Origin of the sequence: Psychrobacter sp. UBA2514, from assembly GCF_002341255.1 — a bacterium.
Classification (GTDB): Bacteria; Pseudomonadota; Gammaproteobacteria; order Pseudomonadales; family Moraxellaceae; genus Psychrobacter; species Psychrobacter pacificensis.
This window is the reverse complement of record NZ_DDNS01000018.1, coordinates 121036-145912: the sequence shown is the minus strand read 5'-3', so window position 1 is coordinate 145912 and position 24877 is coordinate 121036. Positions and strand designations below refer to the sequence as shown.

The 24877-nt window shown below is 44.4% G+C and carries 20 protein-coding genes; 12 read left to right on the top strand and 8 right to left on the bottom strand.

Annotated features, from left to right (window positions below):
• Window positions 1–34: 34 nt before the first annotated feature.
• The 9 genes from B3V51_RS06810 (at window position 35) to purF (ending at window position 8923) form a co-directional block, all read left to right on the top strand.
• Window positions 35–694, top strand: a complete 660-nt coding sequence (locus B3V51_RS06810) for a nitroreductase family protein (protein WP_071001380.1) — start codon at window positions 35–37, stop codon at window positions 692–694.
• A gap of 122 nt (window positions 695–816) precedes the next feature.
• Window positions 817–2133, top strand: a complete 1317-nt coding sequence (locus tag B3V51_RS06805) for an NAD(P)H-dependent glycerol-3-phosphate dehydrogenase (protein ID WP_071001381.1) — start codon at window positions 817–819, stop codon at window positions 2131–2133.
• 60 nt (window positions 2134–2193) lie between these two features.
• A complete protein-coding gene (locus tag B3V51_RS06800) occupies window positions 2194–2652 on the top strand; it encodes a SixA phosphatase family protein (protein ID WP_058024979.1) in 459 nt (152 codons plus the stop codon).
• 160 nt (window positions 2653–2812) lie between these two features.
• Entirely contained in the window at window positions 2813–4108 is a 1296-nt protein-coding gene (gspL, locus tag B3V51_RS06795) for a type II secretion system protein GspL (protein WP_071001382.1), read from the top strand.
• Window positions 4109–4141: 33 nt separating this feature from the next.
• Window positions 4142–4711: a type II secretion system protein GspM gene (gspM, locus tag B3V51_RS06790; RefSeq protein WP_071001383.1), complete on the top strand. Its 570-nt coding sequence runs from the start codon at window positions 4142–4144 to the stop codon at window positions 4709–4711.
• A 281-nt stretch (window positions 4712–4992) separates the two neighbouring features.
• Entirely contained in the window at window positions 4993–5394 is a 402-nt protein-coding gene (locus B3V51_RS06785; protein WP_093070974.1) for a DUF4870 family protein, read from the top strand.
• A gap of 224 nt (window positions 5395–5618) precedes the next feature.
• Window positions 5619–6653 (top strand): quinone-dependent dihydroorotate dehydrogenase, encoded by a 1035-nt coding sequence (locus B3V51_RS06780; RefSeq protein WP_284719283.1) that lies wholly within the window; start codon window positions 5619–5621, stop codon window positions 6651–6653.
• A gap of 30 nt (window positions 6654–6683) precedes the next feature.
• Complete coding sequence (locus B3V51_RS06775; protein WP_186474698.1) at window positions 6684–7181, top strand: CvpA family protein; 498 nt, start codon at window positions 6684–6686, stop codon at window positions 7179–7181.
• A 206-nt stretch (window positions 7182–7387) separates the two neighbouring features.
• A complete protein-coding gene (gene purF / locus B3V51_RS06770; RefSeq protein ID WP_093070936.1) occupies window positions 7388–8923 on the top strand; it encodes an amidophosphoribosyltransferase in 1536 nt (511 codons plus the stop codon).
• 122 nt (window positions 8924–9045) lie between these two features.
• Here purF and B3V51_RS06765 read toward each other — a convergent pair whose 3' ends face one another.
• From B3V51_RS06765 to yajC, 6 genes are all read right to left on the bottom strand, one after another.
• The gene (locus tag B3V51_RS06765) at window positions 9046–9405 is read right to left on the bottom strand and encodes an AzlD domain-containing protein (RefSeq protein WP_286708148.1); all 360 of its coding nucleotides are present in this window, start codon (window positions 9403–9405) and stop codon (window positions 9046–9048) included.
• Entirely contained in the window at window positions 9395–10126 is a 732-nt protein-coding gene (locus B3V51_RS06760; RefSeq protein ID WP_286708147.1) for an AzlC family ABC transporter permease, read from the bottom strand. The genes B3V51_RS06765 and B3V51_RS06760 overlap by 11 nt, the downstream gene beginning before the upstream one ends.
• Before the next feature lie 141 nt (window positions 10127–10267).
• Window positions 10268–11677, bottom strand: coding sequence for an MATE family efflux transporter (locus B3V51_RS06755; RefSeq protein ID WP_071001387.1), 1410 nt, complete (start codon window positions 11675–11677; stop codon window positions 10268–10270).
• 234 nt (window positions 11678–11911) lie between these two features.
• Window positions 11912–13174 (bottom strand): protein translocase subunit SecF, encoded by a 1263-nt coding sequence (gene secF, locus B3V51_RS06750; protein WP_286708146.1) that lies wholly within the window; start codon window positions 13172–13174, stop codon window positions 11912–11914.
• A 9-nt stretch (window positions 13175–13183) separates the two neighbouring features.
• Window positions 13184–15061, bottom strand: a complete 1878-nt coding sequence (gene secD / locus B3V51_RS06745; RefSeq protein ID WP_093070946.1) for a protein translocase subunit SecD — start codon at window positions 15059–15061, stop codon at window positions 13184–13186.
• A 407-nt stretch (window positions 15062–15468) separates the two neighbouring features.
• Window positions 15469–15798, bottom strand: coding sequence for a preprotein translocase subunit YajC (yajC, locus tag B3V51_RS06740; protein ID WP_071001390.1), 330 nt, complete (start codon window positions 15796–15798; stop codon window positions 15469–15471).
• A gap of 499 nt (window positions 15799–16297) precedes the next feature.
• Here yajC and B3V51_RS06735 point away from each other — a divergent pair, with 499 nt between their 5' ends.
• From B3V51_RS06735 to B3V51_RS06725, 3 genes are all read left to right on the top strand, one after another.
• Window positions 16298–17593, top strand: coding sequence for a CNNM domain-containing protein (locus tag B3V51_RS06735; protein WP_083328794.1), 1296 nt, complete (start codon window positions 16298–16300; stop codon window positions 17591–17593).
• A 274-nt stretch (window positions 17594–17867) separates the two neighbouring features.
• Window positions 17868–18362 (top strand): nuclear transport factor 2 family protein, encoded by a 495-nt coding sequence (locus tag B3V51_RS06730; protein WP_071001391.1) that lies wholly within the window; start codon window positions 17868–17870, stop codon window positions 18360–18362.
• 145 nt (window positions 18363–18507) lie between these two features.
• Window positions 18508–21513 (top strand): LysM peptidoglycan-binding domain-containing protein, encoded by a 3006-nt coding sequence (locus B3V51_RS06725; RefSeq protein WP_212563637.1) that lies wholly within the window; start codon window positions 18508–18510, stop codon window positions 21511–21513.
• Window positions 21514–21672: 159 nt separating this feature from the next.
• On the opposite strand, the gene B3V51_RS06720 is transcribed toward B3V51_RS06725, so the two are convergent.
• On the bottom strand, window positions 21673–22878 hold the full coding sequence (locus B3V51_RS06720; RefSeq protein ID WP_093070949.1) for a transglycosylase SLT domain-containing protein: 1206 nt from the start codon (window positions 22876–22878) through the stop codon (window positions 21673–21675).
• 1008 nt (window positions 22879–23886) lie between these two features.
• Window positions 23887–24723, bottom strand: a complete 837-nt coding sequence (locus tag B3V51_RS06715; protein ID WP_071001394.1) for a Nif3-like dinuclear metal center hexameric protein — start codon at window positions 24721–24723, stop codon at window positions 23887–23889.
• Between the last annotated feature and the right edge of the window lie 154 nt (window positions 24724–24877).

Below are 24877 nucleotides of genomic sequence, written 5' to 3'. Positions count from 1 at the left end.
AAAAGAAATAAATAATAATAAGTAAGGACAGGCAATGACGACAACAGATGAAAATAACCAAGCGCCACAGGACAATAAACTGCCCGTTAAAAATGTAGCCACAAATGATGTCTCAGCTAGCAGTGAAGAGCTGATTGGTTGGATTAATTCAAGACGCAGCATGGGCAATTTGGATACACCAGCGCCAACACGGGATCAAATCGAGTCTGCTATTGGGTGTGCAGCGACAGCGCCCGATCACAAAAAACTGCGTCCATGGCGCTTTATTGTGACCCAAGGAGAGGCACGTCACGAGTTAGGTAATGCTTTGGTAGCCGCAGCAAAAGAAAAAGCGCTCAAAGATGGCGAAGAGCTGTCTGAGAAAACCATCAAAAAAACCCATACCATGCCGCTCCGAGCACCTGTTATCATAACGGTCGTGACGCAAATGCAAGAGCATAAAAAAGTGCCACCTTTTGAGCAAATGCTCAGTGCAGGTGCTGCTGTGCAAAATTTGATACTGGCACTCAAAGCTCAGGGATTTAGTACAGTTTGGCGTACTGGGTTGTTATGTAATGAGCCTGCGGTAAAAGCTTATTTTGATGTGGGTCCAGATGATTATGTGACCGCTTTTGTTTATACTGGCACTAGTCCAAAAGATGAATCCAAACGCAAACCTATTGATATCGAGCCGTTAGTACGCTTCGAGTCGTAATTTGACTCGGTGTTGTCTCTTGGTAAAATTATTACCTCAAAAAGACCGCGAGCCCGAGTATCGGAGATATCTGGGAACAGTAGCTCCTATGAGAATAAGTCAGTCAACATGGATAAAAGAACATGACAAGTCCTAACGATAGCAATAAAAATAACAACAGCGCTAACAATGAGGCGGGCAACAATACGTCTGAAAAACAAAATGGTATGTTGGCAAGTATCTTAGAGCGTGCAAGTAAGTCAGGCATCGGTCGTAAAAAATCAACGCGCAGTCCAGTTGAGTCAGCAGTCGCAAAAGACATGGCAGATATTCACAGCAACCCTACCAAGCTGCGTTTGGCGTTTTTAGGTGGTGGTAGCTTTGGTACGGCAATGGCAAACTTGGCTGCGCGTAATGGCTGCGATGCTACGCTGTGGGTACGTAATAAACGTACGGTAAAAGCGATGGCAAAAACTCAAACCAATAAAAAATATCTGCCTGGCTACAAGCTTGATGACCGTTTGAAATACAGTCATGATTTGGCGGCTACCGTCAAAGACAAAGATATTATCTTTATCGCCGTGCCGGGATTGGCTTTTCGCGAAACGGTAAAAAACATTGCGCCTTTGATCAGTGGGCAGTCTATCGTATCGTTGACCAAAGGAATGGAGAAAGATACCTTTGCCATGATGAGCGACATTATTAAAGAAGTGTTGCCTGAAGTGAATTTCGGTGTTATGTCAGGGCCAAACCTTGCCATAGAAATCATGAAAAACATGCCGTCTGCCACGGTGATTGCAAGTGAGTCTGAGCCATTGCGTCATGCGGTACAAGCAGCTTTGCACAGTGCTTTTTTTAGGGTGTTTGCAAGTGACGATGTACGCGGTGTCGAGCTTGGCGGCGCGCTCAAAAACATCTATGCCATCGCCATGGGTATGGCAGCTGCTTATGAAGTGGGTGAAAATACCAAAGCAATGATCCTTACTCGTGCCTTGGCAGAAATGAGTCGTTTCGGTGTTGAAGAGGGGGCCAATCCGCTAACCTTTTTAGGTTTGTCAGGAGTGGGGGATTTATATGCCACTTGTAGCTCAGAGTTAAGCCGCAACTATCGTATTGGTAATATGCTCGGTCGCGGCATGAGTATTGATGCTGCCGTCAAAAAACTGGGTCAAACTGCTGAAGGGGTCAATACGATTCAGCAAGTCCACGAAAAAGCCACTAAAGCGGGCATCTATATGCCTATCACCCATGCGCTCTATGCGGTCATTTATGAAGATAAAGCAGCATTAGGCGTGGCACTACATTTGATGGAAGCGGGATTCCGTAGTGATGTTGAGTTTGTGATGGCGCATGATCATAGCAATGCTGCGCTTACCGCTCATATGAAAAACTCAAGTAACAGCGCTAAAGACAATACCAAAGACGACGCCAAAAGTAAAAATAGCGATGCTGATAAGTAAGATATTTTATTAAAAGGTACTATTGAGAGACAGTGCTAACTCCGCGCACCAAGGAAGGTTATGAAAATTATATTAGTACGTCATGGTCAAGCCGAAGATGAGACGCGTCCGGATAGTGCGCGTCAGCTGACTGACTTTGGTCAACAGCAAGCGGCACAGACGGCAGAGTATGTGACCACACACTATCATCCAGATTGTTTTATCGTCAGTCCTTATGATAGGGCGCAGCAGACGCTGGCTGCATTCCAGTCACGAATGCCCAACGTACTTTCAACAGTACAAGATAATATCACGCCCTCTGATGATGCCCGTGAGGCTTTAATTGATATTGCGAATATTGATGCAGAATGTCTGGTCGTTGTTTGTCATATGTCAATCGTTGCTTATATCGCAGGCTTGTTGACTGGTGATTATCCTGAGTCATTCTCTTTGGCAGAAGCCAGAGTGTTTGAAATGGAGTTTGTTATGACTGGGATGGCCACTGAAGTGGATCGTTTTGTACCTGACCAACCATACTAGGCTGACTTAGCCATTTCTTAGATAGGGTGAATTCAGAGTGAGGCAATCATGCCAATTAAGCGACTGGCTCAGCAGATAAAATGACTCAATCCTTTCTAAATAGTAGCACTGCTTCATCACAGTACTTTTATAACCGCAGCAATAATCGAGGACACGTTTAGTGTTACATGTTTGGTTACGAGCGCAGCATAGTCCGCTAGCTGTCTGGCGCGAAGATGTACATCAATGGCAGACGGTTGATGGTTGGCAACAGTTACAAACTATCTATGGTCATCATAAATCGAATGGCCAAAAGGCAATTTGTTTATATTTCCCCTCAAGTCATGTATTGCAAGTAGAAACAGCGCTTAATAATGCTCAGCTCAAGCAGCTGGGTAATAGTGGTAAGCAGTATTTGTTTGAAGAAACCTCCCTAACGCCAGTTGAGCAATTGGTTATTCGTCAGTTGAGCCATACTGATACGACGCAGCTGTACGCATTGGCACAAAGCGATATTGAGGCATGGCAGCAAAGTGCTCAACTCGTGGGTATGAATATAGTGGCACTACTGCCAGATTTCCTATTACTGCTGCCGCCAGAAGAAGGTGCAGGTCAGCAAGTGACATTATATCAAGACGAGCAGACTCTGCTATTGCGCCAATCATTGCGCCAAGGTATGGCTGTCAGCTATTTGCCGTTGATCTTTGAGCGCTTTCCGCATTTAAGCGAAGTGATGTTGCTGACTTCTATTGAAGCCAATAGCCTTGCTACCAGTGATTCAGCCACTAATGAAATGGATAGTATGGGTATCAATGATATCCCAGCAACATCAGCGACTACCAGTTCTATGGCGCAAACTAAAGCGCTGATCGCTGATCACCAGCTGTTATTAACGAGCTTGCCCACGACACCAGCGCCCATTGACAACCCAGAACGTCATGCGCTGAACTTCTTTATCAAATCAACCGACTCACAGTTATCACCGTATTTACGGGTAGCAATGATGGTTGCGTTATCGGCCTTAGTGCTACAGATGGCAACCGATGGGGTGCAGTGGTACCAGTATAATGAGGCAACAGCTGCCACCAAGACTGAAATAGCAGCGCAATATCAATCTTGGTTCACTGATGAGCCCCTCAGCACTCGAACCAAGCTCCAAGTACAATTACAGCCAAAACTGCTTAGCGACAGCCAGGCACCTGCATCACACATGGCAGCGCTGTCAAAGATATCACCCTTAATCAAACAATCTTCACTGCGTGCGCAGACGCTAGTGATGCAGCCATCTGCACTCAGTTTTACGCTCATTGCACCTGATCGTGGCAGTTTGGATCAATTCACGAGCACGCTAATAGCGCAAGGTTTGAATGCCAAGCTTGCGCAAGTGAGTAGTAATGATCAAGGTCAATTTAGTGCTCAGGTCACTGTGGATGTGGTGGAAAACAGCGATACGGCGAACACTCCGGCAGCATCATAATTCATCAGTGTATTGGTAAGAAAAGGTCAAAACATGAAACAATTACAGCGCCGTACCAAACGCAGTGCAGCTGTCTCTGCAACCAATACTAAGGCGCACGCATTCTCTGAGCGTATGAGCAGTTACCAAAATATGCTATCAACGCGCTGGCAAGCATTACCACCACGCGATCAGCTAGCGTTAGCTATATTATCCGTATTTTTGTTGGTGTTTATCGGCGGTTATGGTGGTTATAGCATTCATCAAGCGGCAAAAGAGAGCGAAAATGATTATCAGGAACAAGTGGCTGATTATTTTTGGTTGCGGGCGCAAGCAGGTAATATCGATAGTAATGCATTAAGTGCTGGCAATAACGCTAATGGAGAGGCTGACATGCCGCCTGCCAATCGAATTAGTGCGCTGCTAAATACCACAGGAATTACAGATGCTCAGGTCGTTGCGGCTGGTGATTCGGTGCAGTTAAGCTTTATCCACCCCAGTCAAGCTGTCGTAAGTACCGCTCTTGGCAAGTTAGAGCAGCAAGGTTGGCAGTTCACGCAGTTATCCATGCAGCAAGACCTAACGAATAAATCTATCCAAGTGCAAGCCACTGTCACTTTATAACTCGATACTGTTTAGTGGCAGGTATGGTCTTAATAGTAGAATATGAGTAACAGAACATGATATGTTCCAATCCAATTTATTAGTAACTCGTTTTTCAAATGGCATTTTGAGTTAGATGTCATTGAAAAGCCTTTTATCTGTCACCATTAAATGTTTATTAGCCACTGCTAACGATAGATATTTAGCGTAAAGCACTTTCTTCATAACGATACTGATGAGCATAGTTTTCAGCAGACAAGATTACTGACCAGCAAGGACAACGCAAACCAATGAGTGACAGTATGAGCAACGATAAGCGCCGTTCTTTAACCATTTACAATCACATCACTTATTTCTTATATGTGATTAGCTATTTTACCGCTGGTCTGCTGTGGATCGTGCCGATTGTGATGAATTATGCCAAGCGTCACGATGCTGATGGTACATGGTTATCCACGCATTTTGATTGGCAAATCAAAACGTTTTGGTACAGTATCGTTTGGTTTATTATTGGTATTGTCATCACAGTTTTTGCTTTAGGTGGTTTTGGTGTGAGTATGCTAGCTGATAGTGGCAATATTGCTATTGGTTCGACGTTACTGGCTGGCTTTGGTCTGTTGATTGTGACATTCACCTTTATCTGGCATTTATATCGAATTATACGTGGTTGGATTGCACTCACTGACGGTCGCCCAGTACCTTGATATAATATACTAGTTGTCTTTCGCTGTTGATTCAGCTGAGCTTAAAAGACAGTGAATTATTATGGCTATTTAATAAATGCTTATATGCGCTGACGGCGGGTTAAATGTGGAAATTTACCGTGTGAAACTTTGCGCTTGTTTCTGTTAAGCTGATATAATCGCTCCGCCTGATTTCATTCATATTCTTTATCCACTATTTCTTTCGAGCAGGGTTTGCCATCACTATGTCTTATGCCTTACTTCGTCCTTTTTTGTTTAATATGGATCCCGAACACGCCCATGAGATGACGCTATCTTTATTGGATAAAGCACATAAAGCGCGTGTTTTAGGTTTGGCATATGGTCAGTCGATGCAGCCTACGGATTGCATGGGATTACAGTTCTCCAATCCAGTGGGTCTTGCTGCAGGCTTGGATAAAAACGGTGACTATATTGACGCGCTGGCTGAGCTGGGTTTTGGTTTTATAGAAGTAGGTACGGTCACGCCAAGACCGCAAGCGGGCAACGATAGACCAAGACTGTTTAGAATCAAGCAAGCAGACGCCATCATCAACCGTATGGGCTTTAACAATGAAGGCGTTGATTATCTGATCGATAATGTCAAACGCTGCAAATACAAAGGCAATATCGGTATCAACATTGGTAAAAATGCCGACACGCCGGTAGAGCAAGCCGCAGACGATTATGTGTATTGCTTAGAGCGTGTGTACCCACATGCCTCATATATTACGGTCAATATCTCATCACCAAACACCAAAAACTTACGTGACTTGCAAAGTGGTGAGGCCCTGACCCAGCTGATGGATACAATTAAAAACCGTCACAGTCAGCTGGCGACTGAATATGGTTTTTATGTGCCATTGGTGCTCAAGGTTGCGCCTGATCTAGAGCCACTGCAAGTTGGCTATATCTCACAGCAATTATTAGACTTTGAAATTGACGGTTTGATTGCAACCAATACGACGTTGAGCCGTGTGGGTGTCGAAGACCTACGTGATGGTGATCAAATGGGCGGCTTGTCAGGTCGTCCGGTGAGCCACATTAGTACCCAGATTTTACAACAGTTCTCTGATCAGCTAGATGGTAAAGTTGCTTTGATAGGTGTGGGCGGTATCGATAGCGGTGCCAAAGCCGTCAAAAAAATCGAAGCAGGTGCAGACATGGTACAGCTCTATACAGGTCTTATATATAGAGGACCTGGGCTAGTACAGTCTTGTATTCAAGCAATCGGTGGCTATTATGATGCCATGGAAAGCTAGCAGCATGGATAAATTGATGAGGCGCAAGATATGAGCGTTCTAGATATTGTGATTGCTATTGTTGTCTTGATTGGTTTGTGGCGCGGCTTTCAAGTTGGCCTGATCAAAACAGCTGTGGGCTTAGTAGGCTGGTTTATCGCTCTTATCGCTGCGACTCGGCTCGCAGGATCGGTATCGCCTCAGTTGTCTGGTGTTGTCCAAAGTCCCGTACTACAAATGGCCCTGGCCTTTTTGCTGGTGGTGATTGTGATATTGGCAGTTATGCACTTGGTGGCTTTTGTATTCTCAGGTGTGCTCAAGACACTGCGTCTGGGCGTAGTCGATAAAATGGCGGGCGGGGTGCTTGGTGCTGCCAAAAATGTACTCATGGTATTGGTTGTGTTAAGTGTGACTGCGCCACTACTAGTACAAATGCCGCAATGGCAAACCTCAGTCCTTGCCCCTGAGCTGCTACCTTATGCACCTATGGGGAAAGCATTGGTATCAGATGTGTTGGGCATGGCTTGGGATCAAGTCAATCAGTCGTAATTTTCTATTGTTCTAATTCTTTTTATACTTCTAAACGTTTACATGTGTCACTGATCATCGAAAACAGATGATCAAAAATTATCATGAAGTTTCTTGCAAAATCATCAGGTTAGCGGTGGACGACAGTGCGTGATTTTAGCCACATACTGTCAGCAGTTTTGCCGTTATTGTCGTACTAATGTATGAGTTAAATAGGATATAGCTATATGTGTGGAGTCATTGGAGTTGCAGCTCATGAGCCAGTCAATCAGATACTTTATGACGGTTTAACGATGCTACAGCATCGCGGGCAAGATGCAGCAGGTATTGTTACTTTGCAAGATGGTCGACTTTACCTACGTAAAGAAAACGGTATGGTACGTGACGTATTTATGAATCGTCACATGATGAAGCTGGTCGGTAAGTTTGGTATCGGTCACGTTCGTTACCCAACTGCTGGTACTTCTAGTAGCGCTGAAGCCCAGCCATTTTATGTTAACTCACCTTATGGTATCACGCTTGCGCATAATGGCAACTTGACCAATGCTGAGAGTTTGGCAAAGTCTTTGTATATCGAAGATCGTCGCCACCTCAATACCGATTCAGATTCTGAAGTGCTGCTGAACGTACTCGCACATGAGATGCAAAATCTAGGTAAGACGCATCCAACAGCCGATGACATCTTTGAAGCGGTAAAAGCCGTTTATAGACGCTGTGAAGGGGCTTATGGCGTTGTGGCCTTGATTACTGGTCATGGATTACTAGCGTTCCGCGATCCAAACGGTATTCGTCCGCTTATCTTTGGTAAGCGCATGGCAGAAAACGGCGGCACCGAATATATGGTCGCCTCTGAATCAGTCGCATTGACAGGTTCTGGCTTCACTATCGTTCGTGATGTAAAACCAGGCGAAGCTATTTTTATTGATTTGAACCATAAGCTACATACGTATCAATGCGTAGCGCCAAAAGAATATACGCCTTGTATCTTTGAATATGTGTACTTTGCCCGTCCAGATTCTATTATGGATAATATCTCAGTTTATAAATCACGCCTACGTATGGGTGAAAAATTGGCTGACAAAATCCTTGCAGAGTGGGGCGAAGATCATGACATTGACGTGGTCATCCCGATTCCAGATACGTCACGTACCTCAGCGATGGAGCTGGCGCTAAAAATGAACGTCAAGTACCGTGAAGGGTTTATGAAAAACCGCTATATCGGTCGTACGTTTATCATGCCAGGTCAACAGCAGCGCAAAAAGTCCGTTCGTCAAAAGCTAAGCGCGGTGCCATTAGAGTTTAAAGGTAAAAACGTGCTATTGGTTGATGATTCAATCGTTCGTGGTACGACGTGTCATGAGATCATTCAAATGGCGCGTGATGCAGGTGCTAATAAAGTGTTTTTTGCGAGTGCCGCGCCACCAGTCAAGTTTCCAAACGTATACGGCATTGACATGCCAGTGCGTACCGAGCTGATTGCTTCAGGCAATAGTGTCGAGGAAGTACGTGAGATCATTGGTGCTGACCGTCTGATCTTCCAAGACCTAGATGATTTGATCGATGCCGTCAAGGATACCAAGCACAGCAGAGTCGAAGGGTTTGATTGTGCTGTATTTAATGGCTGCTACATTACTGGCCAGATCAATGAAGCGTATCTTGACCATCTGCAAGAGCAGCGTAATGATACGGCCAAGACTGGTAAAAAAGGCGTGCAGATAGTGGCTGATACCCCAGTCGATATGATGGGTGTTGAAGAGCTTTAAGCCAGATAGCAATAAATATATTGCTTGAAAATAAAAAGCTGGATTCTATTAAGAGTCCAGCTTTTTTTTGCCAAAAATACCAGTAAAATCAATATTGGATGTTGGTATAAGATAGGCTGCTGTCAGATCAAAAAATTGGTAAATATCCAGACAAAACCATTGATCGCGGCAATACCAACGACCATGCTGACCAAGAGCTGGCGGCTAATATGATAAATAAAAAGTACCAGTATAAGTGCGCAAACCTGGGCCATCAATAGATGTAGCTCAGGATCACTCAAGGCAATATCCACTGGCAAGTTCTGATATGACAGACTGGTTAAGATAAGTAGCACCATCACTGACAACGGTAAGCTCTCATTCAGTCGATGTAGCCAAGGCGTATCTAAAACTTTTCTAGGGATTAATGCTGGTAACGCACGAGTGATGAACGTCACTGCCGCCATCGCAAGCGTCGCAAAAATAAGATAACTACTGGTCATAAGATTCTCCTATTTCATGACGCTGCATCCAAAATCCACGTACCAAAATCATCAACATACAGATAGTGATAGCCACCAACAATAACCAATCGCTAGTGAATAAAGACGCGACAATCAAGCCAATGACAGCGATGCCAATGGGGAAATAACGTTTAATACTTTGGAATTGCTCATAAGCCAAAATTGCAAACAGACAAACCAAGGCAAAATCCAAATGTGGAATTAAGTCACTAAGCGTACTTCCAATTATCACGCCGATGGCACTCGCGAGCACCCACCAGCTTTGGTTAAATAAGCTAATAGGGAGTATGAGTGCTTGTCGTGCCTCGTTTGGCAAACTGGTCATGACTGAAAAAGTCTCGTCAGTCAGGGCAAATAAGCAATACGTTTTTGCCAGTTTATGTTTTGGTAGATATTGCAATAGTGGCATACCATAAAACACGTGACGTAAATTAATGGCGGCGATATTGGTCGCGATATTACCGATTGGTAGGCCAGCGCTTAGCATTGGCAAACAAGCATATTGAGCCGCTCCAGCATAGAGCACAATGCTGAGCATAACCGTTGCCCATACAGGAATACCAGCAACTTGTGCCAGTACACCAAAGGCAATACCAGCAGGCAGATATCCCATGGCAACGGGCAAGCTTTTTTTGAAGCCCTCAGCCCAATCGTGAGTGCGTTCTTGTTGATGACTGAGTTCGTTTGAATGAGTGGTCACATGGCATCCTAAATTTTCTTACACTGTTTTTATAAACGGATTGTTTTACACTTAAAAATAAACACTGTATTGCGTCAAAACGGTATGTGATGGCTGTATGATAAATGACTGCGTGATCATTGGCTGTACAATAAAAAGTGTTTAAGCCTCTGGCTGTAGCCTCTCATAACTACCTGATTGATGAGCACGGTACAAAAATCCGCCTAAGATAATTAGCCTCAATAGCAGTAAGCACCATACACTCAGCCAAATACCGGTCATATCCCATTGCTGATAAAGCAGCCAGCTCAACGGAAAGAAAATAGCAGCTAGTATCAGGGCAGCATTACGAATCACATTGCCTGCTGTCAAACCAAAAAATATACCATCTAACCAGTAGGCTCCAACACCCACGAGGGGTAACAATACGGCATATAGGTGGTACTCATAGGCGAGGGCAAACACCGATTCAATATTGGTCATAAAATCTAGATAACTTGGCATTGCAAGCCACCAGATAGCGCTCAGCAGGATTGCTAGGCTATAACTGACAATGCCCGTGCGTTTTATGATCATCAAAAAACGTGGCCAGTCACGCCGACCAGCAGCTTGCCCACTTAACGTCTCAGCAGAGACAGCAACGCCATCAAGTGCAAAAGCTGAGATGCTCAATACCTGTAGTAAAATGGCATTGGCGGCCAATATCACATCGCCACTTTGAGCCGATAGCCGAGTAATCCAAGCAAAACTGAGCGTTAAAATAAGAGTACGGACAAAAATATCTTTATTTAAAGAAAATAGCCTAAGCATTTTATTTTTTGTAAAATGCTGCTTATCTGCTCTGAGTAAAGCTGTCCATGATACCTTTAAATGATGGCGGCTTAGTGATAACGCTAGTAACACACCTAACCAAAACGCAATGGTCGTACCCAATGCCACACCAACCAAGCCCATATTCATAATGAACACAAAAAATAAAGTCAGCACGATATTGATCAGAGCAATAAATCCCTGCTGATACAGCATATATCGTGTCTTGCCTTGCCCTGCAAACCAACCTATAAAGGCAAAGTTCATCAGCTCAGCGATCACTCCCCAAAATCGCACATCCAAATAGATTTTTGCAGCGCGACCACTTTCAGGATTGGCTGATAACACTTGTAACCCAACATCGATCAGCCACGGTTTGGCCAGTAGCAAAACTGCGCCGATTAAGAAGGCTAATAACAACGCGCGCTGTAAAATAGACAGTAACGGTGACGCTGTTGTCGCAGTGCGCCCATTGTTATCAGTATGATTGGCCAGTTGTCCTAAAGCTTGCGCGGATAAACCAGAGGAGGCGTATTGTAAAAAGTTAAAGCTAACGAGCAACAAGGACAACAGCTGTATTGCCAAACCCATGCCAGCCAGTTTGGCCGTCTCATTCATATTACCGACAATCGCTGTGTCGATCACACTTTGCAATGGCATGGCGAGATTGGCCAATAGGACAGGTAGGGCAATGGCAATGATACGCTTATAGCTGGTATCGATAGGCGGCATGACGTTGGATGCTGAGGTATTGGCTGGCATTGGTGGCTCGTTTATACTGAGGCGATAAAGAGGGCAATATATTATTTGGTTTTGGCAAAGCAGCAGTGCAACGCATTTGATAAGTGAGGCAAAATTGCTATAAAGACAAAAGCACCTAGACTCATTATTCATAAGTCAGGTGCTCTTGTCGAAACATTATTACTATTTCATCAGCGATAATACAAAGGCTAACCGTACGCTACATAAGTGTACTATGTCCTCTAATATACCTTACTAGACGTTGTCTTGCTCAAACATTTTTGGATCATTGAAGGTGACAATCTCTTCTTCAAACTCTGGCTTCACTTTTACGATAAAATCATCGCGTGATAGACCCATGCGTAATGGAATCGAGCTTGCAATATAGGTCGATGAGTAAGTACCTGCAAGTAGACCAATAAATAGCGCGACTGAGAACCAGTATAGCCCTTCACCGCCTAGGAACAACATGGCCAATACGACCAATAGGACTGTTGAGATGGTCATGATGGTACGGCGTAGGGTTTCGGTCAAAGACAAGTCAATCGTCTGCTCTGGGGTAATACCACGGACACGGCGGAAGTTTTCGCGGATACGGTCATAAACCACAATCGTATCGTTCAATGAATAACCAATCAACGCTAATACAGCAGCTAATACCGTTAAGTCAAAAGGGAAGCCAAATAGCGCAAATACACCAATGGTCACCACTGCATCATGAAATAGTGACAGCACAGCACCAAGCGACAATTTGAACTGGAATCGTAGCGCTACATAGCCCAGCATACAAACCAATGCCAACACCAATGCCATAACGGAGTTTAGATAAACCTCATTACCCACTTGGCTACCAATGATATTGACGTTACTGATAGTAGCGGTATTGTTAGGCAATGCTAATGCTTGAGTTAGGTCAGTATTCAGCCCATCCACATTATCAGACTGGGGCGGTAGTCGTACCAGTAGCTCTTCACGTGTACCGAGATATTGAACGACAGCATCATCAAAACCATTGTCTGCCAGTGCTTGTACAACAGCAACTTGCTCAACAGGCTGCTCATAACGCACGTCTGCTGAGACACCGCCCGTAAAATCAAGACCTAGATTTAGACCATTTACCGCGATCGCAATGATACTACCGATCACCATAAACAAAGATAGCAGCGCCATTGGCTTTTCTATCTTCATAAAGGGAATGATGCGCTGATTACCAACGGCTTTGATACCGCCCTCAGCCATGGCTGCGGCATCATCAGCCGCGTCACTTGCTGCTAGGTTAGGATCAACAGCAGTAGAGAGGGCTTGATTGTCTATACCAGCTTGGCCTTTACCACCACGGCGGCCACTACTTTTGCCAGATTTGGTGGTAGTTGGGTTATTGGTTTTGGTATTGCTACCTTTGCCATCACGGCGTGGTTTTTTGCGGCGGCGGGTACTTGCAGTAGTCGCATCACCGTTCGAGCCATTTCGATCAGGATTATTCTGCTGTTCTAAAGGGTTGTTATTTTTGATCGCCATAATGTTCTCCTAACCGATGCTCAGACTTTTGATGGATTTACGCTTACCATAAGCAATTTGTACCAGTGCACGCGTCACCAAAATAGCGGTAAACAGTGAGCTGACAATACCAATAGCTAGCGTAACCGCAAAGCCTTTAATCGGACCCGTACCAATCGCAAATAGGATAAACGCGACCAATAAGGTTGTGATGTTGGCATCAAAAATACTACTAAATGCCCGATCAAAGCCCGCCACAATAGCAGATTTTGGCCGTACCCCATTGGCAATCTCTTCTCGTATCCGCTCAAAAATCAGTACGTTGGCATCAACCGCCATACCAATGGTCAAGACGATACCAGCAATACCAGGCAGCGTCAGTGACGAACCCAAGATTGACATAATGGCAATAATGATAATAACGTTCACCGCCAAGGCCACGTTGGCAATCACACCGAACAGGCGATAGAAAATAATCATAAATACGAAGACTAATAAATAGCCGACCTGCGTAGAGAATAAGCCTTTATCAATGTTCTCTTGACCCAGCGATGGGCCAATGGTGCGTTCTTCTACAAAGTACATTGGTGCGGCAAGTGCACCTGAGCGCAGTAGTAGCGCAAGCTCAGCGGCCTCAGCTGTGCTATCAAGACCAGTAATACGGAATGATGAACCCAGTACTGCTTGAATATTGGCACGGTTAATGACCTTGGTTTCAGCATAAGGCGTACGTACTTCAGTTGTCTCACCAGTCGCTGGATCTTCTTCGTAAGTGATTCTTTGCTTGTTTTCAATGAACAATACAGCCATCTGCTTGCCGACAGCGGTGCGAGTGGCGTTTTGCATGAGCTTACCACCAGCACTGTCTAGCGTGATGCTCACTTCTGGCGAGCCGTTTTCGTCGACGCCTGTCTGTGCATTGGTCACTTTATCGCCCGTGACGATCGCTTGGCGATCTAGCAACACTGGTGGACCATCGAGTGTCTCAAATGGGAATGCTTCAGTACCTGCTGGAGGAATACCGCCTGTGTAGGTATCAGCGTCTTCTGCCACCATACGGAACTCAAGGTTGGCAGTACGTCCAAGGACACGTTTTGCTTCAGCAGTGTCTTGTACGCCTGGCAGCTCGACCACGATACGGCTAGAGCCTTGAGATTGTACCAATGCTTCAGTCACACCCAGCTCGGCAATACGGTTACGTAGCGTTGTTAAGTTTTGATTGACCGCGTAACTATTGATTTCGTCAAGCGTTGCGTCGTTATATGACAATACCAATGCAGGACCTTGGTTATCAATTGAAGATTGCAAGTTGAAGGTATTGCTCATCGAGCCTTGCAAAATGTTTTGCGCACGATTACGGGTATCTGTATCAGCAAAATGTAGTACAACGCCGCGGTCTTCGGTTTTTATACCTTTAATCGCCACTCGCTCAGCACGTAACTCGCGTCGCATATCACGACTGGCGCTGTTCAAGCGCTGTTCAAGCGCCTTGTCCATATCGACTTCTAGTACAAAACGTACACCACCGCGTAAATCAAGGCCAAGTTTCATCGGTCTGGCACCGATATCACGCAGCCACTGCGGGGTCGTTTGTGCTAAGTTGAGAGCGACCACATAGTCCTCACCCAAGTTTTGACGTAGTACTTCTTGCGCTTTTAGCTGATCGACTGGGTTGTTGAGACGTACCAGTGCACTGTTGCCCTCAAACGTACCATTATGATTCTCTAGACCTGCCTCTTCGAGTAAGCTTTGAGACTGGGTCAAGATACCTTCAGACAGTTGAGTCCCTGCTGCTGCGCTCGTAATCTGCACGGCAGGTTCGTCAGGGTATAAGTTAGGAGCAGCATATAGACCGGCAATGATGAGCACGACGGCAATAAGTAAGTATTTCCAAGCGGGATATTGCATAATCACTTCTTTAAGTTGATAAACGACTGGCGACGTGAGCCACAAGTTAGCAGATGGGAAGTTAGCGACAGCAATGGCTGACTGCTATATTTAGCAGGCTCCATTATTCATCAGGCTCCATTGCGATCATCCGCGGTGATAGTAAAACATAAAACAGTAAAGCAAATAATACAGACGTATCTTTATCGAGTCACCAAGAATATCATTGGTGAAACAGGCAAAGTCAATATATCTACAGGCTAGGCTAGCTTATATAACAGCCGTACCTTACTACCTTAATAGCGACTACCTTAATAGCGAAAAATGACCGTAAATGATATACGGTCATTATTTGGTCATTGCACCCAGTGGTGATACGACCATTAAATTACTACCGATAAAGCTCAGTAATAATTAAACGTTTTCGATTAAACGCTTTCGATTGTGCCAGCAGGCAATACTGAAATAACAGAAGCACGTTGCACTTTGACATCCGTGTTGTTATTTAAGCTCACAACTGCATAATCGCCTTCTATCGCTTTGATACGACCCATCAAACCACCAGCAAAGATGATTTCATTGCCAACCGTCAATGCATTCACCATGGCACGGTGCTCTTTGGTACGCTTAGACTGCGGGCGAATGACCAAAAAGTAAAAAATGGCAAAAAAAGCAACAGGAAGTAAAATCTGACCGAATAGCGATCCAGCACCAGCGGCTTCTGGTGCAGCATGGGCAGCTTGAATAAATAAGCTCATAATGTCTCTCAGTGGTTCATAGATAATAATAAAATTAGACGCATAGTAACAAAAAATCCCAGACTTGGTAACTGTTAATCATAGGCTGAGCGTGTTTTTGTTGATGTAATGGCAGAGAATAAGCCACCGGATAGCAGGATAATATTTTTGCTATATCAAATATATGATGCCAAAATGATCAATATCATATGCCATTGAGCCAAATAATATTGAGGCAATACCAAACAATAAAAGTCATCAAAAAATAAAAACTTAAAAATAGTGACTTATTGTGAAAAGATATCATCAATGCTACTATCAAATGGCAATGACTGCCTGCATTTAGTATGCTATTTATCGAAGCACTATTTTAGCTTTGAGACGGTGTCTAAATCAGCATTGAGCCGTTATGACTATTGATCAGTAGATATCTGATATCACCTCGATAATGTATATGATTGGCTCGTTATATCATCTTCCTTTTTCTCTTTTTAGGTTACCCAACTTGTTCACCACTTTTATGTTTGTACCTCGTTTATGTCGTCCGCGTGCTCATCGTGAAGACGCATCTGCAGAGCCTCCCCCGAGAATGACGACTAGTTCTCGATTTGGTTATACCTTCTTTGCCGTGCTTTGTGCGTTGGCGCTGATGTTGCCGCATTCTGTGTGGGCGGCGGGCGCTGCATCGCCAACCGCCGTGGCAGCCGCACCAACTGCCCTAAACGTGGGACTATTGATATTTTTTGTTGTCCTCGCTATTGGTGTCTCTTTTGCCTGCTCGTTGGCTGAGTCTGTTTTGCTGAGCATGACGCCATCGTTTATTGCAGATGTACAAGAAACCAATCCCAAAAAAGCGGATATGCTAAAGAGCCTAAAGGTCGACAATATCGATCAATCACTGGCAGCTATCTTGACCTTGAATACCGTTGCTCACACGTTGGGTTCTATCGGAGCGGGTGCCCAAGCCACCATTGTATTTGGTAGCGCATGGTTTGGATTGTTCTCAGCCATTATGACACTGGCTATTTTGTTCCTGTCTGAGATTATTCCAAAAACACTAGGCACTGTCTATTGGCGTCAGCTAAGTGGTATGGTGGCGTACTTTGTCCGCGGTATCATTATGATTTTATACCCACTTATTTGGGTATCAGAGCGTTTGACGAAGTTATTAGTACGCGGTAAAGAACCGCAAACGTTCAGCCGTCGTGAGTTTGCAGCCCTTGCTAGCATCGGTGAAGAATCGGGTCAAATCGATCCACTAGAGTCGCGCATCATTCGCAATCTACTAGCATTCGGCGCGATCAAAGTTGAAGACATCATGACGCCGCGCTCAGTGATGCTCGCATTTGAAGAAAACAAAACAGTGGCTGAGTTATTGGTTGATCGTCCAAAGCTCACGTTTTCTCGATTGCCCATTTATGATGGTGATCTAGATAACATTACTGGTTTTGTTTTAAAAACTGACATGCTATTGGCAAAAGTCAACCATGCCACGCACAAGCCTTTGACGCAGTTCAAAAGAGACATCACGTTTGTATTCTCTAAAATGAAACTGTTTGATCTGTTGGAGCTTATGCTAAAAAATCGTATTCATATCGCAATTACCGTTGGCGAATATGGTGAAGTCAAAGGGTTGGTCACATTAGAAGATGTCTTTGAGACATTGTTAGGTCTTGAGATTGTCGATGAAATAGATCGCGTGGAAGATATGCAGGCATTGGCTCGACAAATGATGGACAGACGCGTAGAGCGTTTGGGTATGAAACTCAGTGATGATGAGCAGTATGAAGATAGCAATAGCGAAAACAAATTTTAGCGTTATCGATTGAGTGCTATTGCTATTATCACGACTAAAGTTGTTGAAATCAGAGGATATAATAACCTTCGATTCAAAGAACGGCTTTTGTGAGCATCCTGTGCTTTTATATTCGCAATAATTACACAGGGTGTCACATGCCTGTGAGAATTCAATGATAGGCTCGGCATATGATATGAGTATACTTACTATATAAGTACATCAACAACACAAATGATAAAAGAGCGTTGATCGTCACTACGGCGCAAACGAAAAAATATCGCTAAGGATTATCATGAAAAAATTATTGGGAAGTAGGCTTTTGGCTTTATTGGTAAAGGGCGCCAGCGTCACTGCGATATTAGCAGTCGCCAGCACCATTAGTATCAATGCGCAAGCCGCTACGATGACCGAAGCGTTAGTGCAAAACTACGCAGCAGCGATGAAGTCATCCGCAAATAGCAAGAGCATTAATCAGGTCGCTCGTCTGGTATCGGATGATGCATTGATCTCTTTATCTAGAAAGGGAAAATCGACTAGCCTAGACAAAGATGCGTATCTAAAGCTACTGCAAAACAGCTGGAATGATACGTCCAATTATCGCTACGATATCTCTGTAGATAACATTGTTATTACAGGAGATCAGGCAAAAGCCAATGTAACGACAAATGAGAGCTGGACGAAAGACGGTCAGCAAACATCATTTGTTACGACATCTCGTGTAACGCTGACGGTATCTACTGGTAACGCTGTATTATTACGTGCAGTATCACAAGTAGCTATTAACTAGATACTGGTCAATACAATCTATTAGATACTAATAAAAATGATTATTAGTGTCTTTTATATTAGGCTGGTCTTTACTTTACGTTGCATACTATACTATCTCTCAACTTTGTCTTATCACTTTCTGTCGTTAGGAAACTTCCAATATCATGTCTACTGTGCTATCAAAATCTCGCTCGTTTGTTGCGTTACCATTGACGCTTGCGGTATCAACTTTACTCATCAGTGCGTGTAGCAACACCTCAACAGTAAAAAATAAAGGTGCAACCAACAGCTCAGCTATCATTACCAAGCGTCCTGCTAATCAAGGGGCGACTACGAGCAGTGCAGATTACTCAACTGCGTTTTTGGATGCAGAGAGCTTGGATGAATTGGCAGATCTATTAGAAGCCACTGACATGACGATGGTAGAGGGCAACCAGCTTGCTATTCAGCAGTATGGTGATCTATGGAATCGTTTGCGTGCCGGCTACCGTATGAACGGTGGTAAGCCGATTTATAATCAGCGTATCGAAGGGCAAAAGAGTTGGTTTACCAGCAGACAAGACTATCTAAACCGTTTGACGGCGCGTGCCAGTCGCTACATTTACCATACGGTACGAGAGGCTGAGCGCCGTAACATTCCAACAGAGCTGGCGTTGTTACCAGTTATCGAAAGCTCGTACGATCCAAGTGGTACCAGTAGTGCAGCAGCGGCAGGCCTATGGCAGTTTATCCCAAGTACAGGTCGTATCTATGGTCTGAATCAGAGCAGCACCTATGATGGTCGCCGTGACGTTATCGAATCAACGCGCGCCGCTTACGACTTTTTGACCGCGCTACACAATCAGTTTGGTAGCTGGGAGCTGGCGCTAGCCGCCTACAACGCAGGACCTGGTCGTATCCAAAAAGCGATTGATGCCAATGCCGCACGTGGACTACCAACAGACTACTGGTCACTACAACTACCAACTGAAACCATGAATTATGTGCCGCGCTTTTTGGCAGTAGCCGAAATCGTGGCCAAGCCTGAACAGTATGGCGTATATCTACCAGCTATCGCTAACCGTCAGCATTTCCGTAGTGTGCCGGTCAACTATGGTGTGAGCTTGTCTGAAGTATCACAGCTTACAGGCGTGAGTTATGATGAGTTAGAGCGACTCAACACGGCATTGACTTCAGGTCGTGTGGATTCCTCTGGTCCACAGCGCGTTATCATTCCTAACGATGTTAGCTTGAACGCTGATGCCAAACTGAGTCTATTGCGTGGTAATGGCACAAGCAATGTATTGGCTTTTAGCAATACAAGCACCCCAACTACAACGACACCAAGCTACAATAGCAAGCCATATACTTCATCGTCATTGCCCTCCAGCAGTAGCGCATTGGCTGATTATGCTGCCAGCGCAAGCGTACCTCAGCAAACAACGAGCTATATCTCACCGTCCGCTCAAACGACTAGCAGCTCTGTCTATAGTGGTAATGCCTCAGTACGTACTGAGCCGCCAATAACCAATGCAGAAACCAAAAAGATCAATGCTGAGCTCAAGAGCAGCAACAGTCTACCGACTACCTCAGCTCAGATTACTCAGAATAATACGATTGTCCAAGAGCCACCGCTTAGCAAAGAAGAGCGCGACTTCATTGCCCACCAAATCCGTAGCAATACCTCTGAGACCAACGTTATTAACGCGGATGGTAATATCAACCTATCAGCCGTACAGACGCAGCAGTCTATCTTAGAAGCAAGCGGTGAAGAGAAAAAGCTGAGCTTTGCTAAAACGTCAGTTAGTAAACCAAAACCACAAGGCACGCGTACCACTTATACGGTCAAACGTGGCGATACGCTATCGAATATCGCAAGCCGTGCAGGGGTAAATTGGCGTGATATCGCAGAGTGGAACCAAATAGATGCTAGTGCCAACTTACTATCTGGCAGCACGTTGTATCTATACAATGCCAAAACTATCGAGCCGCTAAGCGCTGCCAGTAACCCAGCCGCCAATCAGCCTGAAAGCTATGTTGTACAAGGTGGCGACACGCTTATTGGTACGGCCAACCGTTTTGGTTTATCGGTCACACAGCTTGCCAGCTACAATAACCTCAGTAGCCGTGCTGATCTGCTCAGAGGACAAAAGCTCTGGCTAGTACCTGGTAAGGTAAAAGCGCCCGCCACAACACCTGCGGCACCATCTACCAGACCAAGTAAATCAAGCACTGCGACTAAGAACTATAAAGTAAAACCGGGTGACGGTCTGATTGTATTAGCGCGTCAATTTAACGTATCGACAGACACGTTAGCTAGCCTGAACGGTATCAATAGCACAAGCTCACTTTATGTGGGTCAAACACTAAAAGTACCTGCTAGTGTTAATTTCGATGCAGCAAGCACCACAAGCTCTAGTAGTGCTAGTAATACAAGATCAGTAGCGACCACTAGTTATAAAGTAAAATCAGGTGATACCTTGATCGGTATTGCAAATAGCTTGGGTGTTAGTGCAGCAGAGATCGCTGCTGTAAACAGTAACTTTGATGCAAGAGCGCGCCTGCAACGTGGGCAAACGATTAAAGTACCGGTTTCAAAAGAGTTAGTTGATCGCCAACTGAATGATAAAGCCGTCAGCTATAAAGTAAAATCTGGTGATACGCTAACAGGTGTCGCCAAACGCTATAATATCGGCTTGAGCGATTTAGCTTCAGCAAATAACCTGAGCACGACGTCTAACTTGATATTAGGTCGTACTATTACTATTCCTGCGGGCGGTAGCGTGGCAAGCTCTTCGGCTTCTACAAGCTCTTCGGCTTCTAATAGTAGTCAAAGCAACAGTAATCAAAGCAGTAGCAGTCAGAGTAGTAGCAGCGGTAAAAAGCTAGGAAATACTGAAAATTACAAAGTCAAATCTGGCGATGGCTTGATTGCCTTAGCTCGTCAGTTTGGTATCTCTGTAGAGGATTTGGCAGCGACCAATGACTTGGCGACGAATGCCCAGCTACAGCGTGGACAAACCCTAAAAGTGCCAAAAGCGACGGTGAGCTACACGGTTGGCTCAGGCGATAGCTTGATTGGTTTAGCTCGTAAATATGGTGTATCAACCCAAGAATTGGCTGAGATGAATAATATCGCCGCTGATACTATGTTGCAACGTGGTCAGCGTCTGACGGTACCCAATCGTTAAGCAATAACGTATTATCGAATGATGTATATATAAATATCGCCCACATAAATGGTAACGCATAAAAAAGCTGCTCTATATAAGAGCAGCTTTTTTTACGTAAAAATTAGGTATCTTAAGATATCCGATATCCGATATCCGATATCTAATGGAGTCTATTAACTAGACAGTTTGAGTTTTGATAGACTCAAGATAACTTCTGATGTTGCTAACATAGTGCATTGCTTGGCCATAACGGCTGTTTGATGCTTTATTGTCCGCCAAATACGCATAAACGTTCGCCCAGCTCTTGTCGTCAATGCCTTGGGCGCGTAATTTACGCTGAATGCTTTTCACCGCATTTGGACCCATGTTGTAAGCAGCAAGGGCAAACCAGACGCGATCAGTCTTGGGTACATCCGCGAACTCTGCTTTCATTTGCTCTAGATAACGAGCACCGCCGCCGATACTTTGATAAGGATCAACGCGATCTGACACGCCCATAGCCTTTGCAGTGTTATTGGTCAGCATCATAAGGCCGCGTACGCCAGTCGGAGATACCGCATTGGCATCAAGATGTGACTCTTGATAACCCATAGCAACCAACAATTCCCAATCATGATTGTAATTGCGCGCTTGCTCTTCAAACGAAGACTGATAATCAGGCAGTTTTTCTGTCAGTGTTTTTTGGAAATGATCCTGACTATAAGCGTCTTTTAGCAAATTCTGATTGTAGAACGCCGCTAGTTTCTGTGTGTTTTTTAGCTTGATGCTATCGCACAAGAAGTAACTGGCTTTTTTGGACAGTGGATCATTAGGTGAGCTGAACGTCCAACTGACTTTTGGATGCAGACCGTTTTTAGTCAAGCTTGAGTCGTAGCCACAGCTGACATTAACAGATGAGAGATTGAGCTGGCTTTTTAGTTTGGTACTAGCCGTGGTCAACGCCATATCAGCGTCACCTGATCTCAAGGCTTTGAGTGCAGCCTCTTCATTGGCATAGGCTTTTAGATTGATATCCACACCGAGCTCGTCTGCATAGGTGCGCACGAGATCAAAACCAAAGCCATGTTGGAAGCCATCAGTGGCAAAATAAGTACTATCACCTGGGACAGCGGCAATGGTCAAAGTGTTTTGCAGCATGACATTGGCATAGGCTGATACCTTTGTATTCATTGTCGTTAGGCTCTGTGCAGGCAAAGAGAGCAGAGCGATACTGGATACTTGTGCCAGCTTCTTGGTTCTGGCAAAACGACCCGACGCAGTAGGGGTAGATGAAACGATGTTACTTTTGGTGTTAAGTAGGCGTTTAGATGGACGTAGTAAATGAGAAATACGACGTTTGGCACCTTGCGCAGATCCTTTGACACGATAAGTAATACGTTGCATGGATGTCTCCTGATTTTAGCCATCCTTCTTACCGCAAAAACGCGTAAAAATACATGCACATCATTTGGCATATATCAATACAGCATTTCAGACGACATCATACTCTTGAATAAAATAAGTATCAGTCATCCTGCTTGATTATAGCGCCACTAGCATGCTCTCTCTAAGAGTTAGCGATGTGGATTTGTGGGTCAGCCCGCTATCGAAGTGTTACTCATATGCTTAAAGTAAAAGCATAAAACAGTCGTTTCAAAATCTGGACGCACGACTACGCGAAGGATGTAAATCAGATGATTCCTTCATCGATAACGCAATATGGCTAATGGCCAAACAACTATATATCAAACATAGGTAAGGTCATGAGTAAGTTATTGAGACAACGACATCAAGCAAAGCGGTGAGGTAATGATTGGCCATTGAGACCAATATATTCATCTGCTTTGGTGATGCTAACTTTAATAACTAACGACACCTTGAGTGATTAGTAATAAGGTGGCTAGCTGCTAAAGTTAATTGTCCAGCAATGAGGGCAAGCAGCTCAACCATATTTGATAGCTTATAAAATATGCTATCAAAAAGGTGGTGCAAAACTGTCATCGCGACACTACAAATAAAAACACGGTATAAATCAAATATCGAGTGTATACATCGTGTTTTAACTGGCGACGTTCAAAAATTTCATTGCTCATAAAGCATGATAAAGTTTCAAATAACCGCCAGCATTATTTTAGTGCCATAACCGGAAGCTGTAATAATGGGAAGTTTCATGACAAAACGTTCTTTCTTACAGGTGGTAATATGCGGATATCGCTTGCATTATTCAAGTAGAGTTAAGAAAAAAGCGATAAAACTTAACAATTGAGATATAAACGGTTAAATGTCGCTATATTATGGGCGTAATATTCACAAACTCATTAATGAGTTTTGCGATAATGGCTATAACAACGCCTATATTCTTTATTAATCGTCTCGAGTTCTGCCCTAATGATGGCCACTATATTGGCTATCTTATGCTGGATTTTTAATATCAACAAAGGTTACTGGCAGTCCATATTCTTGGGCGACTATCTCTCCTAACGCTTGAATACCACCGCGCTCTGTTGCGTGATGACCACAAGCAAAGTAATCGATACCCAGCTCACGAGCGATATGCGTGGTACGCTCAGAGATTTCACCAGAGATATAGGCGTCACAGCCCATTATGGCAGCCTGTTCGATCATATCTTGGGCGCCGCCTGTACAAATACCGACACGTTTGATCACTCTCTCGCTATTGGCAGTCGTTTTCGCATTATTATCAGAGTGATGTTCATAATTAGACGAAATATGTAGTGGGGTACGACCGAGCGCTTGGGTAATCTTTGCGATCAGGCTATCAGCACTCTGCGGTGTGCAAGTGGCGATATTACCAACAGGGTGTGTTTCGTTGGGGTAGAGCGCGCCAGTAATGGTCATATCTAGTACGTCTGCCAGTTTGGCATTGTTACCAATCACGGGGTGTGCATCGAGCGGTAAATGATAGCCAATCATAGAGATGCCATGTTGCATCAATTTGCGGATACGTCGACCTTTCAGACCTGTGATAGGCGCAGGTTCGCCTTTCCAAAAGTAGCCATGATGCACCACAATCGCATCGGCATTGTCAGCGATAGCCGCATCAATCAGCGCCTCGCACGCCGTCACCCCTGTGACGATACGTTGTATTGGACGACCGCCATCTACTTGTAGGCCATTTGGCGCGTAGTCTTTGAACGCACTAGCAGATAGATACTCATCACAAAATTGCGTCAATGATTCTGCGCTGATGCTGTTGGTCGAAGGTTCAGTAGTCGTGTTTTGGCTCATTAGGTTTCCTTATTGTTATTGCCTTGCAGTAACGCAGTATTATTCAAATATAGTGCTTAAAAAAAGTTGTTTGAAGACAAAGACTCATAAAAGATAAATAATTGATCATTATCTATCGCAAATATCTGATAGCGATGATTTTAACATGGCACTG

Coding starts and splice junctions, on each gene's coding strand:
- B3V51_RS06810 (WP_071001380.1), top strand. CDS start 35: ATGACGACAACAGATGAAAATAACCAAGCGCCACAGGACAATAAACTG.
- B3V51_RS06805 (WP_071001381.1), top strand. CDS start 817: ATGACAAGTCCTAACGATAGCAATAAAAATAACAACAGCGCTAACAAT.
- B3V51_RS06800 (WP_058024979.1), top strand. CDS start 2,194: ATGAAAATTATATTAGTACGTCATGGTCAAGCCGAAGATGAGACGCGT.
- gspM (WP_071001383.1), top strand. CDS start 4,142: ATGAAACAATTACAGCGCCGTACCAAACGCAGTGCAGCTGTCTCTGCA.
- B3V51_RS06785 (WP_093070974.1), top strand. CDS start 4,993: ATGAGCAACGATAAGCGCCGTTCTTTAACCATTTACAATCACATCACT.
- B3V51_RS06780 (WP_284719283.1), top strand. CDS start 5,619: ATGTCTTATGCCTTACTTCGTCCTTTTTTGTTTAATATGGATCCCGAA.
- B3V51_RS06775 (WP_186474698.1), top strand. CDS start 6,684: ATGAGCGTTCTAGATATTGTGATTGCTATTGTTGTCTTGATTGGTTTG.
- purF (WP_093070936.1), top strand. CDS start 7,388: ATGTGTGGAGTCATTGGAGTTGCAGCTCATGAGCCAGTCAATCAGATA.
- B3V51_RS06765 (WP_286708148.1), bottom strand. CDS start 9,405: ATGACCAGTAGTTATCTTATTTTTGCGACGCTTGCGATGGCGGCAGTG.
- B3V51_RS06755 (WP_071001387.1), bottom strand. CDS start 11,677: ATGCCAGCCAATACCTCAGCATCCAACGTCATGCCGCCTATCGATACC.
- secF (WP_286708146.1), bottom strand. CDS start 13,174: ATGGCGATCAAAAATAACAACCCTTTAGAACAGCAGAATAATCCTGAT.
- secD (WP_093070946.1), bottom strand. CDS start 15,061: ATGCAATATCCCGCTTGGAAATACTTACTTATTGCCGTCGTGCTCATC.
- yajC (WP_071001390.1), bottom strand. CDS start 15,798: ATGAGCTTATTTATTCAAGCTGCCCATGCTGCACCAGAAGCCGCTGGT.
- B3V51_RS06735 (WP_083328794.1), top strand. CDS start 16,298: ATGTTTGTACCTCGTTTATGTCGTCCGCGTGCTCATCGTGAAGACGCA.
- B3V51_RS06730 (WP_071001391.1), top strand. CDS start 17,868: ATGAAAAAATTATTGGGAAGTAGGCTTTTGGCTTTATTGGTAAAGGGC.
- B3V51_RS06725 (WP_212563637.1), top strand. CDS start 18,508: ATGTCTACTGTGCTATCAAAATCTCGCTCGTTTGTTGCGTTACCATTG.
- B3V51_RS06720 (WP_093070949.1), bottom strand. CDS start 22,878: ATGCAACGTATTACTTATCGTGTCAAAGGATCTGCGCAAGGTGCCAAA.
- B3V51_RS06715 (WP_071001394.1), bottom strand. CDS start 24,723: ATGAGCCAAAACACGACTACTGAACCTTCGACCAACAGCATCAGCGCA.